This is a genomic window from Streptomyces sp. NPDC019937 (assembly GCF_040631655.1).
In the GTDB taxonomy this organism is placed as follows: Bacteria; Actinomycetota; Actinomycetes; order Streptomycetales; family Streptomycetaceae; genus Streptomyces.
Genome location: NZ_JBEYAL010000030.1, coordinates 73,319 through 87,966, shown reverse-complemented (window position 1 = coordinate 87,966; position 14,648 = coordinate 73,319). Strand labels below are relative to the sequence as shown.

The following is a 14,648-nucleotide window of genomic DNA, read 5'->3' as shown; positions in this document are numbered from 1 at the left end:
CCTGGCACGCGCTCCGCGCGGCCCTGACTGCGTTCTCCAGTCTAATGGCCGGGACGGTAGCCAGCCAGTAGTGCCATCGACCGATCTCGGTGAGTCCCGGCAGGCTATTGGAAGGAAAAATATGTCTGATGCCAACGAATCCCAGGTTCAGGTCGCGGAGGAGGCAGAGGGTGCCACTCAATCAGCCTGCCTCATGGCCCCGCCGAGCGGCCCCGAAACGATCTCGTTCCGCTTCTCGGGAGAGGAGTTCACGGTCTCGGGATTCGAGCGGACCCTCCCGACTCCCTCAAATGCCGCTGAACGTTCCCAACTAGTGAAAGCGGGTTTGGCGGCGGACGGCGCTTCACTCGACGAGGACGCGTGGCATGCCGTGGCGCGCGCCATCATTGCGCCCGAAGCGGCAGCAGCCCAACTGCGCTCTTCTAAGGGGCAGGCGTCCGCGCTGATCGAGGAGCACGTGGAGGGAGCAACGCTCCGCTCGCTTCACACCAGAGTATGGCTGACCGAACTGTTTCCGGGGCACCAGCCGCGGACCAGCCAGGGAGCGCTCCCCGAGGAGGACCCGGAGGTCCACGGCGACGTGGATGAGCACGGACGACCGTACGCTCGAGTTATCTACCGCTATCGTGACCGCAAGCATTTGCACGCACACCTGGCGCAGACCATCGAGCAGACCCGGCACGCCAACCCGACCCCCTACGACCGGTCGATCCTGGCCCGTCGTATCACTCGTGCCGTCATTGCCCACCCGTGCCGGCTCGAATTCGCCGACGGCAGCGAGTGTATCGACGTACTCGCCGTTCGCGACGGCATCACTCGCCTGACCAGCGCCTGGGCTCTCCTTACTGAGGGAGAGGCACCGTATGCCGACGACATCGCCGTGACCGCCCTCGAAGTCCTGTCCGCAGAGAGGCCGCAGCGACGTGGCGCTGCGGAGAAGGCACTCAGCCAGCGGATGGCACTCGGCCGGCAGGAGGCACTCAACGGCTTCCTCGCCGAATTCCAGCGCGGAGTGAACGAGGCGCAACCGACGGATCGCTCAGTGCGCCTCGGTCAGACCCTCGTAGTGCCCGCCCAGGTCACGGTCGGAGTTCACCGGCACGGCTCGGCCGGACTCTCTGCCAAAGAGGTCTTTGATGACGCGGTCCGCTCCATCCTTGCCTCGATTCACGTCGAATTTCGGCACTGGGAGGCGGCAGCGCAGAACGTGGAGGTCGGTACGCGGGCGATCAGCCGTGTCCGTATCCCCGGACTGCCGCAGAACAATCTCCTCGACGGCATTATCGGCCTTGCGCTCGGACGTCGGAAGCCCGTGGAACTGCCGGACGTTTTCCATGACGACAGCGTTCCCGGAACGCCTCTGTGGCGGGCCGTCTACCTGGTGCACTTCCTCACCCGGCCTGACGTCTTCGAGCAGGTCAAGGGGTTCGCCAAGGACATCAAGGGCACGAGCAAGATGAAGACCTCCGGATACGCGGAACTCCTCGGGCCGGTCATCGACCTTCCCTGGCGGGGCTACAAGGCGGGAACGCTCCAACAAGCGCGGAACGCATGGGCGAACGGTGGAGCGCTGACCAAGGGCGTTCTCAGCGACTGGCGGCCCGTCCCCACGGCGGATTTCACCGAACTCGTCAAGCAGGCGTTGAACGGTAACAACAGCGCGCGGCAGACACTCACCGTCGCAGGGGGAGTCGCTCTTATCACGGACAAGCTCATCACGAGGAACGTCGGGTCTGCAGTGGGCAAGACGGTACCCTTCCGCGCCAACACGGATCAGATCATCGCCGGGCTCGCAGACTCCGAGGAGGGGCTGTGGACTCTCGCCTTCGCTGCCAGGGCCTTCGACGCCGAGCGGGAATGCCTCAACTCCTTCACCAATACGCAGCTCCTGGCACGCAACACGGCCACGATGTACTCGATCCCCGCAGTCGACATCACCGCCGAGGACAAGATCCGCAAGGACGCGGGCGGTGTCGCCCCCGAACCTCTCGACCAGTGGCGTGTCGTGACTGTTTCCAACCCAGACAAAGCGCGCGACGCGGAAAACGATCGAAACCAACAGAACGAGAACGACGCCTCCGAACTGCCGGTGTCCGATCAGCTGGCCGCCGAGCGGCGCACCCTACGCCAGGCCGTAGCCGATGCAAGGCAAGCGGTGAGAAAGTTGATGAGTCTTGCCGATACTCCCGAGGCACGAGCCACTACCGTGCACCCCTTCGGGTCGCCCGACGAACTGGACCGCATCATCAACGAAGTACGCAAGCTGGCCGGTGAAATCCTTGTTCATCCTCAGGTTGCGGATCGCGAGGAAGAGGACGAAGAGCAGGAAGAGGGCGAGGGCATCAACGACGTCGAATAGGCCGACGTCACCGTTGAGCGACTCCAAGCGGCCCTTGTTCTCCGGAGCGGAAAGTGCGTGGCGGCTTGATGGAGCGCTGCACGTTCACCTCGTCTGCATCGACCGGCCCGGTCAGCCATGAACTGCACTATTCGGGTAGGCCGCTCAGCGAATGTGGTCAGTCGAGGTCTGTGTCTAGGCGAATGCAAGCAGGAGGCTGGGTATGCTTCTGGTGGATAGAGTAAGCGCTTAGAAGGCACCTGCTCTGTTCTCGGCTCCTCGCCGCTTGGCGGCGGTGCCGGCGGCAGCGCCCCGTTGTGATGCTTGGTTGTGCTGATTCGCCGACGGCAGACACATTGAGGGCGCAACGGACTGGAATGACGCGGCGAAGCAAGCAAACCTAGAACAGTCCGCAGTAGCGCGACTACGCGTTGCATTCGTGTGTCTGTCGAGACGTCACGAGCGTCGAGCCAGGCGCAACATAGCCGACGATCGCCGGTTGGCCAAACCGGCAATTCTGCAGACCATTGAACCTGCCCCGCTGATCTGCGTGACGTGTTCCGTCTTTTCTTGTGAGGAGTTCAGAGCTATGTCGGTCGAGGTCATGGAAGAAGAGTGGTTGTATTCCGAGGGGCAGGTTCGAGCGTTGCTCGAGTGGGTGCGTGGACGGGCGGGCGCCGAACGCTCGGTCTATCCCTTCATGTGCATCGTGGCCGAGCAGGCCCTGCGCCCGAGCGAAGCCCAGGCACTGCGTGTCAGTGACGTAGACCTCCCGGTGCATGGCTGGGGGAAGTTGAACGTTCGCTCCAGGAGGACCGCGAGTGAAATTCCCCTCAAGCCGCGGTTGGTCGAGTTCCTGCGGGAATGGATCAGCGAGGCCGGTCTACGGGAGGGCGATCTGCTGTTCCCCAGCAGGGGCGGCCGACCGCTCTCGACTCCCGAATACCAGCGGGTGTGGGAGCAGGCCCAAGAAGCTGTCCTGCCACGGGACGAGCGGTACTCATGGCGCCTGGGGGAGCCGATCTCCTCCGCGAGTCCTGCCTGGTGAAGTGGCTCCAGATGGGCATCTCATGCTTCGCGGTTGCTGAGCTTGCCGGCGTGACCCCGAGTTGGCTGGCGCTGCGCTATCCGCACTGCTTCCGCGCGGAGAACGCCGCGATCGACCGGGATCAGCTTGCCGATGCCATGGCCGCTCCAGAGCCGCTCAAGTCGTGAATCTCGTCCCGCGCTCTGGCTGACGTCCAGAGCGCGGGCCACAGGGCACAATTCACCCTCTTCGTACGGTGATCTTTACTCCGGCGAAGCCGTCGGCTGGGCGGGCCTCCTTTTTGCCGAAGCTCTCCGTAAAGGGTTCCCACACCCCGGATAAGACTGGTCGGCCGCTCTGACCGGCTGAGCTCTGATCGCTGGCTGCCCCGAGCGGCCAGCTCATCACTCTCCCATCACCTCAAGGTCTCCGCTATGCCTGCACGCTTGCTGTCCATCCCCGCCGTCGCCGCCGCTCTGGACGTCGATCGGCGCACCGTCTACCGCTTCATCGCTGCTGGCGACCTTCCTGTGGTCGACCTCCGTACCGGACCAGGCCGGTCCCGCGTACGGGTGCCCGCGGCCGGGCTCGACGAGTTCATCAGCCGCCGGGCCGTAGTGCCGCTGCCAGGCCGCCGCTGACCGAGGCCGTTCCGGCCCCGTCACCGTTGAACAAGGAGTAGAACCTCGTACCTCCGCAGGTTGAAGTCAGGCAAGTGGCAAGCGACGGTACGCAACCGGACAGGAGACCGGTTCAGCGAGTCGTTCCCCCTCAAGGCGCAGGCCCGCGCCTGGGGCATCGAGATGGAGACACAGCTCGCTCGCGGAGGCATGCGTGACCCACGTGCCGGCGAGATGTCGTTCCGCGAGTGGCACGACCGGTGGTGGAACGCTCGCATTGTTGAGCCCCACACGCTGCGCGGCGATGCCTCCAGCATCAAGAACCACGTCATTCCTTACTGGGCGGACTGGGAAATGCGGGCGATCACCCGCATGGACATCCAGAGCTGGATCCGGACCCTGGTCGAGAAGGGAGCGGGGGCCGCTGCGATCAAGCGGGCCTACAACCTGACGTCCTCCATCATGCGCGCGGCAGTCGACGACGATGTCCTGGCCGTGTCCCCATGCCGCAGCATCGACTTGCCCCAGATCGCGGTCAAGCCACCGCAGTGGTTCACCCTTGACCAGGCGCAGAGCATTCTGGATGAATTCCCCACCGTGTGGCGGACGATGTGCCTGCTCGGCTTCTACACCAGGCTGCGGTGGGGCGAGCTCTCCGGCCTGCATCGCCATCGCGTCGACCAGCGCCGCTCGCGCCTGTTCGTCGTGGAGGTCAACACCAAGAGCGGAATCAAGGAGTACCCGAAGAGCTCCAAGAGCCGCCGGGAGGTACCTCTACCGCCCCACGTTGACAGGCCGCCCTCGTCCTGGCCCACTTCGTCACCGCGCCGCGCGCCAGCTGGCGGCTTGCCCACCGGCCGGCCCCCGAGCCGGTCGACGTGCCCGAGCGCGACCCGCACTGGGCAACCAACTGGCACCCGAAAGGCAAGGGAGGAGCGGCATGAGCACCGAGCAGCAGGACGCGTACATGGAAGAGCTGACCACATCCACCGGCACCCAGAGTGAGGAGGTGGCCGATCGGCCCTCCCGACATGTTCAGTCCCTCGCGAAGGGGAGGGCCTTTAACGGATGAAGGACCCCCGGACTGTCGACCGGAGATCCTTCATCCGTTTCGGCACTCCTGGCATCAGGCCAGACGCGAGTGCACCTTCAGCGCCACCGCTGACGAGATCAGCAGGGTTTGATCGACCAAACGGGGCGCCAGTTCGCGTTCAGGTCGTGGGATCCTGGCCCGCCGTCCTTGTAAACCAGATTGCCGGCCTTGCCGTACATTTTCGCGCGCATGGACGGCTTTGACTGGTTGTTGTACCAGGAACCCGACCCGCTCCAGCCCCTTCCCTTCAGGTTCTCCTCTCGACACTCGCCAAACCTCTGTTCGTGCCCGGTGTAGTTGGTGCCCTGATAGGCGCAGAAGTCCTTGTAAGGGCACACTGCCTGAATCGGAGCGGTCACAGGGCCGCGGGTGGTCGCGAGGTCGCGCACGTACTTCTCGCCGGGCACGACGAGCCGTACCGAGGCGTCGTCGCCGAGGTCGACGATGTTTGCCGCCACCTGCCGGCCACCGGACTCAGCGATGACTGCGTCGACATCCCGCTGCAATCGCGCGCTTTGCGTGGCGGTCAGCCCAGCCTGCCGACTCTGCGTCGCGAAGGCGCTGGAACCGGGAGATGCCACGGCAGCGGGTGCGGCCATCATGCCCAGGACCGTCGCCAGAGCTGTCGCCGCTATGGACGTACGTAACCTCGAACTCACCTTGAGCCTCCTTCGGTCGAGGACGAGAACAGAATCAGCATGTGAAGGATTTCCCAAGCCCCCTGCCCTCTTCTACGGGGTCGTGGTGCCAGTGCCGAATTTCAAGCACAGCAACAGACAACCGTTCGCGCATAAAAACTCAGTGAATTCAGACATCACCGAACTAATGTTCCGTCTCGAAGGTGTTGGTCCTGGTCAGCGGTGTTCTTGTGAGCTTCCCGACGGAACAGGAAGTCTTACGTAATCGGACTTCCGGACTTGTGGCTGGTTGCGCTCTGGGGGCGCTTCTGTCAGGGGGCTACGGTGACCGGGCATCCGGTGGACATGGGGCACGGAGGCGAGACACGAGTGGATCAAGCAGTCTTCAGGCGGCTGTGTGAGGAGCGTCAGTGGGGTCGGCCGGAGGCGTTTCTCAGGGCGTACGCCAGGGCCGCGGCCAGCCTGGGAGAGCCCGAGCAGGTGACAGCGCGGCAGTTTCACCGGTGGCGTCAGCCTGATCCGCCGTGCCCGGGACCGTCTCGGCAGCGGGTGCTGGAAGAGATGTTCGAAATGCCCTTGGAGCAGCTTGGCTTTACTCTGCCCTCGCGCCGCCGATCGACGGCGGGCTCACCCACCACATCTGATTCCACCGTCGATGCGCGGTTGCCGTCGGAGAAGGCCGGTGTCACCGGAAGACCGGACAAGCTGCCCGATGACGCGGGCACGAGGTTACGGTTCGCCGTGCTGGGGCCGGTTCGTATCTGGCGTGGTGAACGAGCACGTGCGGCCCTCAGCCCGCAGGAGCAGGCACTGATGTGTGTGCTGCTCCTCCGGCAGGGACGTACAGCCACCGCGGAGGAGTTGGTTGACGCGGTGTGGGGGGAAACGCCGCCGCCTGAAGTGATCGCGGGATTGCGTACCTATGCCTTCCGGCTGCGTCGGAAGCTGGGGCCTGGCGTACTGGTCTCGGAAGCCGGAGGGTACGCGCTCCGAGCGGGGCCGAAGGCGCTGGACCTCGAGGTCTGCGAGGAACGCCAGGCGCAAGCGAAGCATGCCCGGGCAGGAGGGGCTCTGTCTGAGGCGCGGAGATTGCTGTGCATGGCGCTCGGGTTGTGGGATGGGCAGCCGCTGGCCGGGGTTCCCGGCCCGTACGCGCAGGCCCAGCGCAGCCGTCTGGAGGAATGGCGCCTGGCTCTGCTGGAGGCCCGCCTCGAGCTCGACTTGGAATTGGGCCTGCACACGGAGATGGTCTCGGAGCTGACCGCGCTCACGGCCGAGCACCCGCTGCGGGAGCGGCTGCGCAGCATGTTGATGCTGGCGCTCTACCGCAGCGGCCGGCAGGCAGAAGCGCTGGGTGTCTACACCGATACCCGCCGTCTGCTCGCCGACGAACTCGGCGTGGACCCAGACCCGGAGCTCGCCCAGTTGCACCAACGCATCCTGCACGCCGACCCCACCCTCATACTCCAGGAGCATCCATCGGATGTGGAGGCGGCGCACCTATCCATACCGCGTCCGGCTCAGCTCCCAGCCGGACCGGCTGACTTCACCGGCCGCGCCTCCGCCGTGAACACTCTGCGAGCGCGACTGCTGAACGCTCAGGGGACGGTGATGGCAGTCTTCGCGGTACGAGGCTTGGGCGGGGTGGGCAAGACCGCCTTGGCCGTACACGTTGCCCATGTCGTCCGGGAGCACTTCCCAGACGGGCAGTTGTTCGTGGATCTCCTCGGACAAAGCTCCCGTACGGCCGATCCCACAGCCGTACTCGGCGTGTTCCTGCGCGCCTTGGGCATCCCCTCCTCCGACCTCCCGGAGGGGCTGCACGAGCGGGCGGCGCTGTACCGCTCCACCTTGGCCAACCGCCGTGTCCTGGTCGTGCTCGACAACGCCCACGACACGAGACAGGTACGCCCGCTGCTGCCCGGCGCCCCCGGCTGTGCCACCCTGATCACCAGCCGTACCTCCATGGTCGGACTCGACGGCGTCCACCTGATCGACCTGGACACCATGGACCCGTCAGAGGCCCTGGCCCTGTTCACCCGCATCATCGGCGAAGAGCGGGCCGCGACTGAGCCGGATTCCTGCCGCGAAGCCGTTGCTGCCTGCGGCTACCTTCCCTTGGCCATCCGCATCGCCGCCGCCCGCCTGGCAAGCCGCCCCAACTGGTCCGTCACCATGCTCACCAGCCGCCTGGCCGACACCCAGCACCGCCTGCAAGAACTCCGGGCCGGAGACCTCGAAGTCCAGACTAGTTTCGAATTCGGATACGCACAGCTGGAACCAGCCCAGGCACGTGCATTCCGGCTCCTGGCACTCACATACGGGCCGGACATCTCCTTGGCCGCAGCAGCGGCCACACTCGACATGGACACCAGAGAGACCGAACACCTACTCGAAGCACTCGTCGACACCAGCCTGCTGAATTCGACCGTACCCGGCCGCTACCGGTACCACGACCTCGTACGACTCTACGGCCGCGCCTGCGCCGACCGGGACGAACTGAAAGAAAGTCGAACAGCAGCCAGATCACGTCTGCTGGACTTCTATTTGGCCTCGGCTGCACACGCCTACGCCATGGGACGGCCAAAAGACCGGCTCGTCGACCACCTGGCACCCACCCACCACCTCGGGCAACACTTCCCAGACGTCGGCACCGCACTGGACTGGCTCTTCACGGAGGCCGACTGCCTGCTCGCCTGTGCCCAGCAAGCTGCCGAGTCCTCCGACAAAAGCGCCGTATGCCGCGCCGCAGATCTCCTCCTGGTCACGAGAGATCTGGCCGAGTCCGGCGCGCGTTCCTCTCAATATGTGACAGCAGCCCAGTCGGTACAGAAAGCCGCCCACATCGCCGGAGACACGAGAGCGAAAAGCCGAGCGCACCTGACGCTCGCACTTTTGTTCCCCCACGCCATGGGGCAGGAACAAGCCGACAACGAAGCCAGCCTGGCCAGCGATCTCGCAACCACGATCGGAGACCTGACCGCCGCCTGTCACGCTTCGAATATGCGCGGCGTCATCGCGATCTATCAGCGGCGATTCGAAGATGCTGAAGGATATTTCCGTGACGCACTTCATGGGTTCCAAACCGACGGCAACCTCTCCGGAGTCGCCAGCGCGCTATGCAACCTCTCTCGTGTACGCGCCGCCACGGGGCACGCTGAGAGCGCGATCGAGCTGGCCACACGCGGGTTTAACCTATGGAGCAGCCTGGGTTCTGTGTGGCGAGTCGGCAATGCCCGGTTCGCCTTAGGGATTGCCCTGCATCAAGCAGAACGTCACGCTGAGGCTCTGCATGAGTTTCTGGAGGCCCTCGCCATATTCCGCGATAATCGGCAACGGCTCTGGGAAGGTTCCACGCATGCTCGACTGGCCGAAGTGTACCTTGCGTCGGACCGTCCAACCGAAGCAGCCGCACATGCCGAACAGGCCCTGTCCATGCGTTCCCTCGGCGACAAGCTGCGTCGTGGCACGATATTGAACCTGCTGGGGCTGGCATTGGAGAAGCTGGGACAGATCGATAGAGCCCACGCATGCTGGCGCGAAGCACTGAAAATGAATCTAGAGAAAGACCAAAAAGAGGAGATACGAGCCCGTCTACAATCCCGTGAAGATGCGTAAGCTCCCTTCCGGATGCCTGGGGCGGCCAAGCGGGTTCCTCGGAACCGTCTTCGCTCGCTCCAACGATCTTGCCGCCGACGAATACCACGCCCAGCCCGAGGGCGGCTGCACTGGCGGCTGCCACCACCTTCATCCCCGCCGCCAGGAACTGCTTGCTCTCGCTGTCCTTCTCGTGTACCTGCCGCACGTTTCGGTCGAGGCGGTCGTCGAGGGCCTCCCGCTGTGCCCAGCTGAGGTCGTCCCGACCGAGGCCGGCCCGCAGGGCGTCCCGCTGGTCCTGCGAAGCCTGGTAGAAGCGATTCTGACTGTTCTCGTTGGCTGCAAGAGTGGACTTGTGGGCCTCTGTGACCGCATCGATGTCGGCCTTGCCCAGGTCCTTGAAGGCGGGGAACTGCTCGATGAGCTTGAGCCGCACCTCGGTGGCCATTTCGGGCATCGCTGCCGCGAACTTGAGCACCTTGTCCTTGGACAGGTTTCGCCAGTTCGGGATACCCAACTTCCGCTTGACCGCTGCTTCGTTCACGTAGCCCATTCCCTGACTCCGTTCGTCGTCCCGCGAGGCATCCTGGATAGTAGTGGTACCCACCGAAAAGCTCCTCTTCCTCGTCCTCGGCCTGCTCGCCATGACTCTGTGAGTCGTATTCGGGGGTCAGGTGCACCCACTGCGCGTCAGTCAACGGCACGCCCCGACCGACGGTCGCATGGTCGGGACGGCACGACCGCAGGAATCAGCTCATCTCGGAAGGCCGGTCAAGGTCGAGCACCGGGGCTGGCCCCAGGTCGAATCCGCAGATCTCCATCCCGGCGAACGAGGCATGATCCCGGTCTAAATGAAGCCACACGCGAGGCTCCTCGTCGTCGAGAATGATCTAGGCAGCGCCCGTTGCGCGGCCAACTCCTCCATGACCGTCCACGGGACGGCGACGCCTTGCACCCCCGTCGCCCGGATGGTCTTGAGCAGGTCGACGTTCGCGTTGTCAGGGGAGACACCCCACAACATGTTCGTGTCCAGGATGATCAAAGTAGGTGGCTCTGTCCCCGGGCGGCGTGCAACAAGCGGGACAAGCCTCCCAGGCCCGGAGCGGCCTCGTCAGCGAATTTCGATCACACTGCCCCTTTGACGGCGGGCCTCTCGTGCGCACTGGGCGCACCGACGCGACTCCACCGGCGTGAGGCTCCGTTCCGGTGGAAGCGCTGCGTACTACGGGGAGCCATGACGCGCCAGAGTTCAACCGACGTAGGGCCGTGACGCTCATTTGACGCTCCGGGCGCCCGGCGACCCTCATCCGGGCCCCCAAAGCATCTCTGGCCTGCTGCTTTCCTGTCTATGTCCAGGCCGAAATCTTTCCGGTGACGCACCACGTGGAGTGCGTGGCGGTGCTGGAGCCTGCACCCAAGGGGCTCTGACCTGCGGCTTTCTTGGTTCCGAGCCTTGCCGGGACGGCAGGCGCGTGGTGCCTCCGTGCGTCGACGGGGCCGCGCAGGGCGGCCCTGACGCCTACTTGTCGACCAGGGACATGTGGTGCTCGTTGTAGCGGTCGCCCCGCACGCCGATCCGGCCGGCCAGTTCGTTCAAGTCGGCCAGTTCGTCGGCGGAGAGCGGCAGGTGAGTGGCGCCGATGTTTTCTTCTACGCGGGACAGGCGTCGCGTTCCGGGGATCGGGACGATCGACGGGTGCTGGGCGAGGAGCCAGGCGAGGGCGACCTGGCCGGGAGTGGCGCCCTTGGTCTGCGCGAGTGCCGCGACATGGTCCACCAGAGCCTGGTTCGCCGCGCGGTTCCCCGCGGAGAACCGGGGGATGGTGGCGCGGACGTCGCCGTCCGTGAACGGCGTGGACGCGTCGACCGTCCCGGTCAGGAATCCCTTGCCGAGCGGGCTGAACGGCACGAAGCCGACGCCGAGGGCCACACACGTGGGCAGCACCTCCGGCTCGGGGTCCCGGGTCCACAGCGAGTACTCGCTCTGCACCGCCGTCACCGGATGCACCGCGTGGGCACGGCGGATGGTCCGCGCACGGGCCTCCGAGAGCCCGAAGCAGCGCACCTTGCCCTCCTGGACCAGTTCACCCACCGTGCCGGCAACGTCCTCGATCGGTACGTCCGGGTCGACGCGGTGCTGGTAGAACAGGTCGATCGTGTCCACTCCGAGGCGCCTGAGGGAAGCGTCGGCCACGGCGCGGATCTGCTCGGGACGGCTGTTGAGCCCGGCGGGCGCGCCGTCCTCGATGCGGAAGCCGAACTTGGTGGCGATCACCACCTGGTCGCGCAGCGGTGCGAGAGCTTCTCCGACGAGTTCCTCGTTGACGTACGGGCCGTACACCTCCGCGGTGTCGACGAACGTGACGCCGCGTTCGACGGCCCCGCGGAGTACGGCGATCATGTCCTTGCGGTCACCGGGATTGGGGCCGTAGCTCTGGGACATGCCCATGGCGCCGAGCCCGATCGCGGAGACGCGCAGGTCCCGTCCGAGCGTTCGTGTGTGCATCGTTCTCCTCCTTGCCGGCCAGCCCGCTCGATGAGCCGAGTGGGTCTGTCCTGCCGAGTGGGATGGTCACCTGTCGTGGTCGAAGGTCAGGACGATGCGTTCACGCAGGGCGCCCTGTTCGAGTCGTATGTGCGCGGCTGCCGCGTCGTCCTCGGCTGCGACGGCGACGACGTGCAGGTCCTCCGCGGCGCCGAGTTCGGCCAGGTGGCCGCCGACCGAGCCGGCGGCGCCGGTGATCAGGAGGGTGGCGCCCGGGGACAGGCGGAAGACGTCAAGACCTCCTCGATCGTGCCGGCGACTCCATCCCGGGAACGAACGGGGGCGTCTGCCCCTGGTACAGCTGCTGCAGCTGCCCGGAGCGGAGCATCGCGTCGACGGGGTTCACACCGGCGGCGTGCACCCGCACCAGCACCTCCTGTGTTCCGGGGTGCGGGTCGGGGAGTTCGAACGGCCGCAGCACTTCCGGGCCGCCGCATTCGCTCAGTCCGATGACTTTCATCCGGGAGTTTCCTCACGTTCCTGTGAATTGCTTCGCTTTGCGGACCCGTCGGCTGCTGTCAGCGCCCCGGCGGACGGTCTGCGGCGCTCATGCCGGTGGCAAATCGAGGCGTGTAGTGCTCCTCGAGCGTGGTGATCTCTTCGTCCGTCAGGCTGATATCGAGAGCCGCGGCGGCGTCCGCCAGGTGATGTGGCTTGGACGCCCCGATGATCGGGGCGGTGACCACGGGATTCGCCAGGACCCACGCGAGTGCGACCGTGGCCATGGACACATCGCGTGCCTGGGCCACCGACCGCACTGCCTCGATGATCTTCCGGTTCGACTCTTCTTCGACGAAGAGGCGCCCGTAGGCGGGGTCGGCCTCCGAACGCCGGGTCTGCTCACCCCAGGGCCGGGTGAGCCGGCCGCGCGCCAGCGGGCTCCACGGGATGCTTCCGACGCCCTGATCTGCGAGCAGGCCGAACATCTCCCGTTCCTCTTCACGCATGAGGAGGCTGTACTGGTCCTGCATGGACACGAACCGCGTCCACCCGTGCAGATCAGCGGTGTACTGCAGCTTGGCGAACTCCCAGGCCAGCATCGACGACGCGCCGATGTAGCGCACCTTGCCCGCCTTGACGACGTCATGGAGGGCCTCCATCGTCTCCTCGGCGGGCGTCTCATGGTCGAGGCGGTGGATCTGGTAGAGATCCACGTAGTCCGTGCCGAGCCGGGTCAGCGACGCGTCGATCTGCTCCATGACCGCCTTGCGGGACGTTCCGGATCCCCCTGGGCCGGAGTGCATCGGGTAGAAGAGCTTGGTGGCGAGCACGATGTCCTCGCGGCGCGCATACTTTTTGATCGCGCGCCCGACGATCTCTTCCGAGCTGCCGAAACTGTAGACATTGGCGGTGTCCCAGAAGGTGATGCCCAGTTCGGCGGCCTGCCGGAAAATCGGCTCCGATTCCTCCTCGCTGAGCGCCCATTTCAAACTGTTCGCTCCCTCCCCGAACGTCATGCAGCCGAACGCGAGACGACTGACAACGAGCCCTGAGGTTCCAAGTCGTGTGTACTTCATAGCGGTATCGAATACTCCGGTTGATGGATGTGGGTGGTTTTGCGAGTGCTCCCCTTGTGGTCTTTGTTTCTCATCGACCGCGTCGCCGCGCCCCCTCGTGCCCGCGGCGCCCTCGGGCCGTGGCGTCTTGACCCGACTGCCTGACGAACATGGCATGGGCGACGACGCCGAGTGCGATGGACGCGACGGTGACGATGCCCAGAGGGAGGACGGCTTGGGCGCCGCCGAGGCCGACGAGCGGTGCGGCGACCCCTCCGAGCCCGAAGCGGGCGCAGCCAAGTGCCGAGGACGCGGTGCCGGCGAGTTCCGGGTAGTCGGCCAGGGCGAGCGACGTGGTCGGGGGCGCGGCGAACGCGACGCCGGAGGCGAGGACGAACAGGGAGACGAGCACGACGGGCAGGGGCAGGTTCCACAGTCCGGTCGTGAGGAGCCCGAGGGAGCCGGTGGCGGTCATGGCAAGGCCGATGACGAGTGCGCCGCGTTCGGACCACCGCTCGGCAGTGCGGCCGCCGATGTAGCCGAGGACCATGAAACCGAAGGAGTTCGCACCGAATGCGACGGAGTAAGCCTGCGGGGAGAGCCCGTAGGCGCCTTGGAGGATGTAGGTCGCCCCGGAGAGGTAGGCGAACAGCGCGGCGTAGGTCAGACCGGTGATGAGCACTGATCCGATGAAGAGGCGGTCGGAGAACAGGCGGCGGAAGTCGCGGCCTGTCTGTTTCATGCCGCCGCTGGTGCGCTGGTCGACGGGAAGCGTCTCGCCGAAGATGATCAGGGTGGCGACCAGCAACAGCACCCCGATCACGGCGAGGAAGAGGAAGGTGCCGCGCCAGTCGGTGATGCGGGCGAGTTGCCCTCCCAGGACGGGACCGGCGATCGCGGCGAGACCGCCGAGGACGGTCAGTCGCCCGAAGTAGCGGATCAGGGCACCGCCTTCATAGACGTCCCGGCCGGCCGCCTGCGCGATGACGATCCCCACCGCGCCCGCCAGCCCCTGCACGAGCCGGGCGATCACCAGGGTCACGAGGCTGGGACTGATCGCGCACAGCACGGACGCGGCGATGTAGGCGGCGATGCCGATGAGCAGCGGCGGGCGGCGTCCGAACCGGTCCGACAGCGGCCCGGCGATGATCTGCCCGACAGCGAGTCCGATCAGGCAGGCGGTCAGGGTGAACTGCGCCGCGGGGGTGGCCGCGCCGAGATCGCTCGTCAGCGAGGGCAGGACCGGCAGGTAGAGGTCCATCGATATGGGGCCGAACACGGTGAGCAGCATCAG

10 protein-coding genes are annotated in these 14,648 nt (G+C 65.7%); 5 read left to right on the top strand and 5 right to left on the bottom strand.

Annotated features, from left to right (window positions below):
- The first annotated feature begins 121 nt into the window (after nucleotides 1-121).
- The 4 genes from ABZ562_RS27850 to ABZ562_RS27835 all read left to right on the top strand — a co-directional run bounded on the left by ABZ562_RS27850 (nucleotide 122) and on the right by ABZ562_RS27835 (nucleotide 4,990).
- Nucleotides 122-2,359, top strand: coding sequence for a hypothetical protein (locus tag ABZ562_RS27850; protein WP_361484729.1), 2,238 nt, complete (start codon nucleotides 122-124; stop codon nucleotides 2,357-2,359).
- Nucleotides 2,360-2,927: 568 nt separating this feature from the next.
- Nucleotides 2,928-3,386 carry a tyrosine-type recombinase/integrase gene (locus ABZ562_RS27845; RefSeq protein WP_361484727.1) on the top strand — a complete coding sequence of 153 codons (459 nt, stop codon included), beginning with the start codon at nucleotides 2,928-2,930 and terminating at the stop codon, nucleotides 3,384-3,386.
- Between the two features lie 413 nt (nucleotides 3,387-3,799).
- On the top strand, nucleotides 3,800-4,006 hold the full coding sequence (locus ABZ562_RS27840; protein ID WP_361484725.1) for a helix-turn-helix domain-containing protein: 207 nt from the start codon (nucleotides 3,800-3,802) through the stop codon (nucleotides 4,004-4,006).
- Nucleotides 4,007-4,066: 60 nt separating this feature from the next.
- Nucleotides 4,067-4,990: a hypothetical protein gene (locus tag ABZ562_RS27835; RefSeq protein WP_361484723.1), complete on the top strand. Its 924-nt coding sequence runs from the start codon at nucleotides 4,067-4,069 to the stop codon at nucleotides 4,988-4,990.
- Nucleotides 4,991-5,155: 165 nt separating this feature from the next.
- Here ABZ562_RS27835 and ABZ562_RS27830 read toward each other — a convergent pair whose 3' ends face one another.
- Complete coding sequence (locus ABZ562_RS27830; RefSeq protein ID WP_361484721.1) at nucleotides 5,156-5,680, bottom strand: peptidase inhibitor family I36 protein; 525 nt, start codon at nucleotides 5,678-5,680, stop codon at nucleotides 5,156-5,158.
- A gap of 585 nt (nucleotides 5,681-6,265) precedes the next feature.
- On the opposite strand from ABZ562_RS27830, the gene ABZ562_RS27825 reads away from it, so the two are divergent.
- Nucleotides 6,266-9,334, top strand: a complete 3,069-nt coding sequence (locus tag ABZ562_RS27825) for a BTAD domain-containing putative transcriptional regulator (protein WP_361484719.1) — start codon at nucleotides 6,266-6,268, stop codon at nucleotides 9,332-9,334.
- A gap of 1,498 nt (nucleotides 9,335-10,832) precedes the next feature.
- Here ABZ562_RS27825 and ABZ562_RS27820 read toward each other — a convergent pair.
- From ABZ562_RS27820 to ABZ562_RS27805, 4 genes are all read right to left on the bottom strand, one after another.
- Entirely contained in the window at nucleotides 10,833-11,819 is a 987-nt protein-coding gene (locus ABZ562_RS27820; RefSeq protein ID WP_361484717.1) for an aldo/keto reductase, read from the bottom strand.
- A 271-nt stretch (nucleotides 11,820-12,090) separates the two neighbouring features.
- On the bottom strand, nucleotides 12,091-12,318 hold the full coding sequence (locus tag ABZ562_RS27815) for a hypothetical protein (RefSeq protein WP_361484715.1): 228 nt from the start codon (nucleotides 12,316-12,318) through the stop codon (nucleotides 12,091-12,093).
- Between the two features lie 58 nt (nucleotides 12,319-12,376).
- Complete coding sequence (locus ABZ562_RS27810) at nucleotides 12,377-13,375, bottom strand: aldo/keto reductase (protein ID WP_361484713.1); 999 nt, start codon at nucleotides 13,373-13,375, stop codon at nucleotides 12,377-12,379.
- A gap of 70 nt (nucleotides 13,376-13,445) precedes the next feature.
- On the bottom strand, nucleotides 13,446-14,645 hold the full coding sequence (locus ABZ562_RS27805; RefSeq protein ID WP_361484711.1) for a multidrug effflux MFS transporter: 1,200 nt from the start codon (nucleotides 14,643-14,645) through the stop codon (nucleotides 13,446-13,448).
- Nucleotides 14,646-14,648 lie beyond the last annotated feature (3 nt).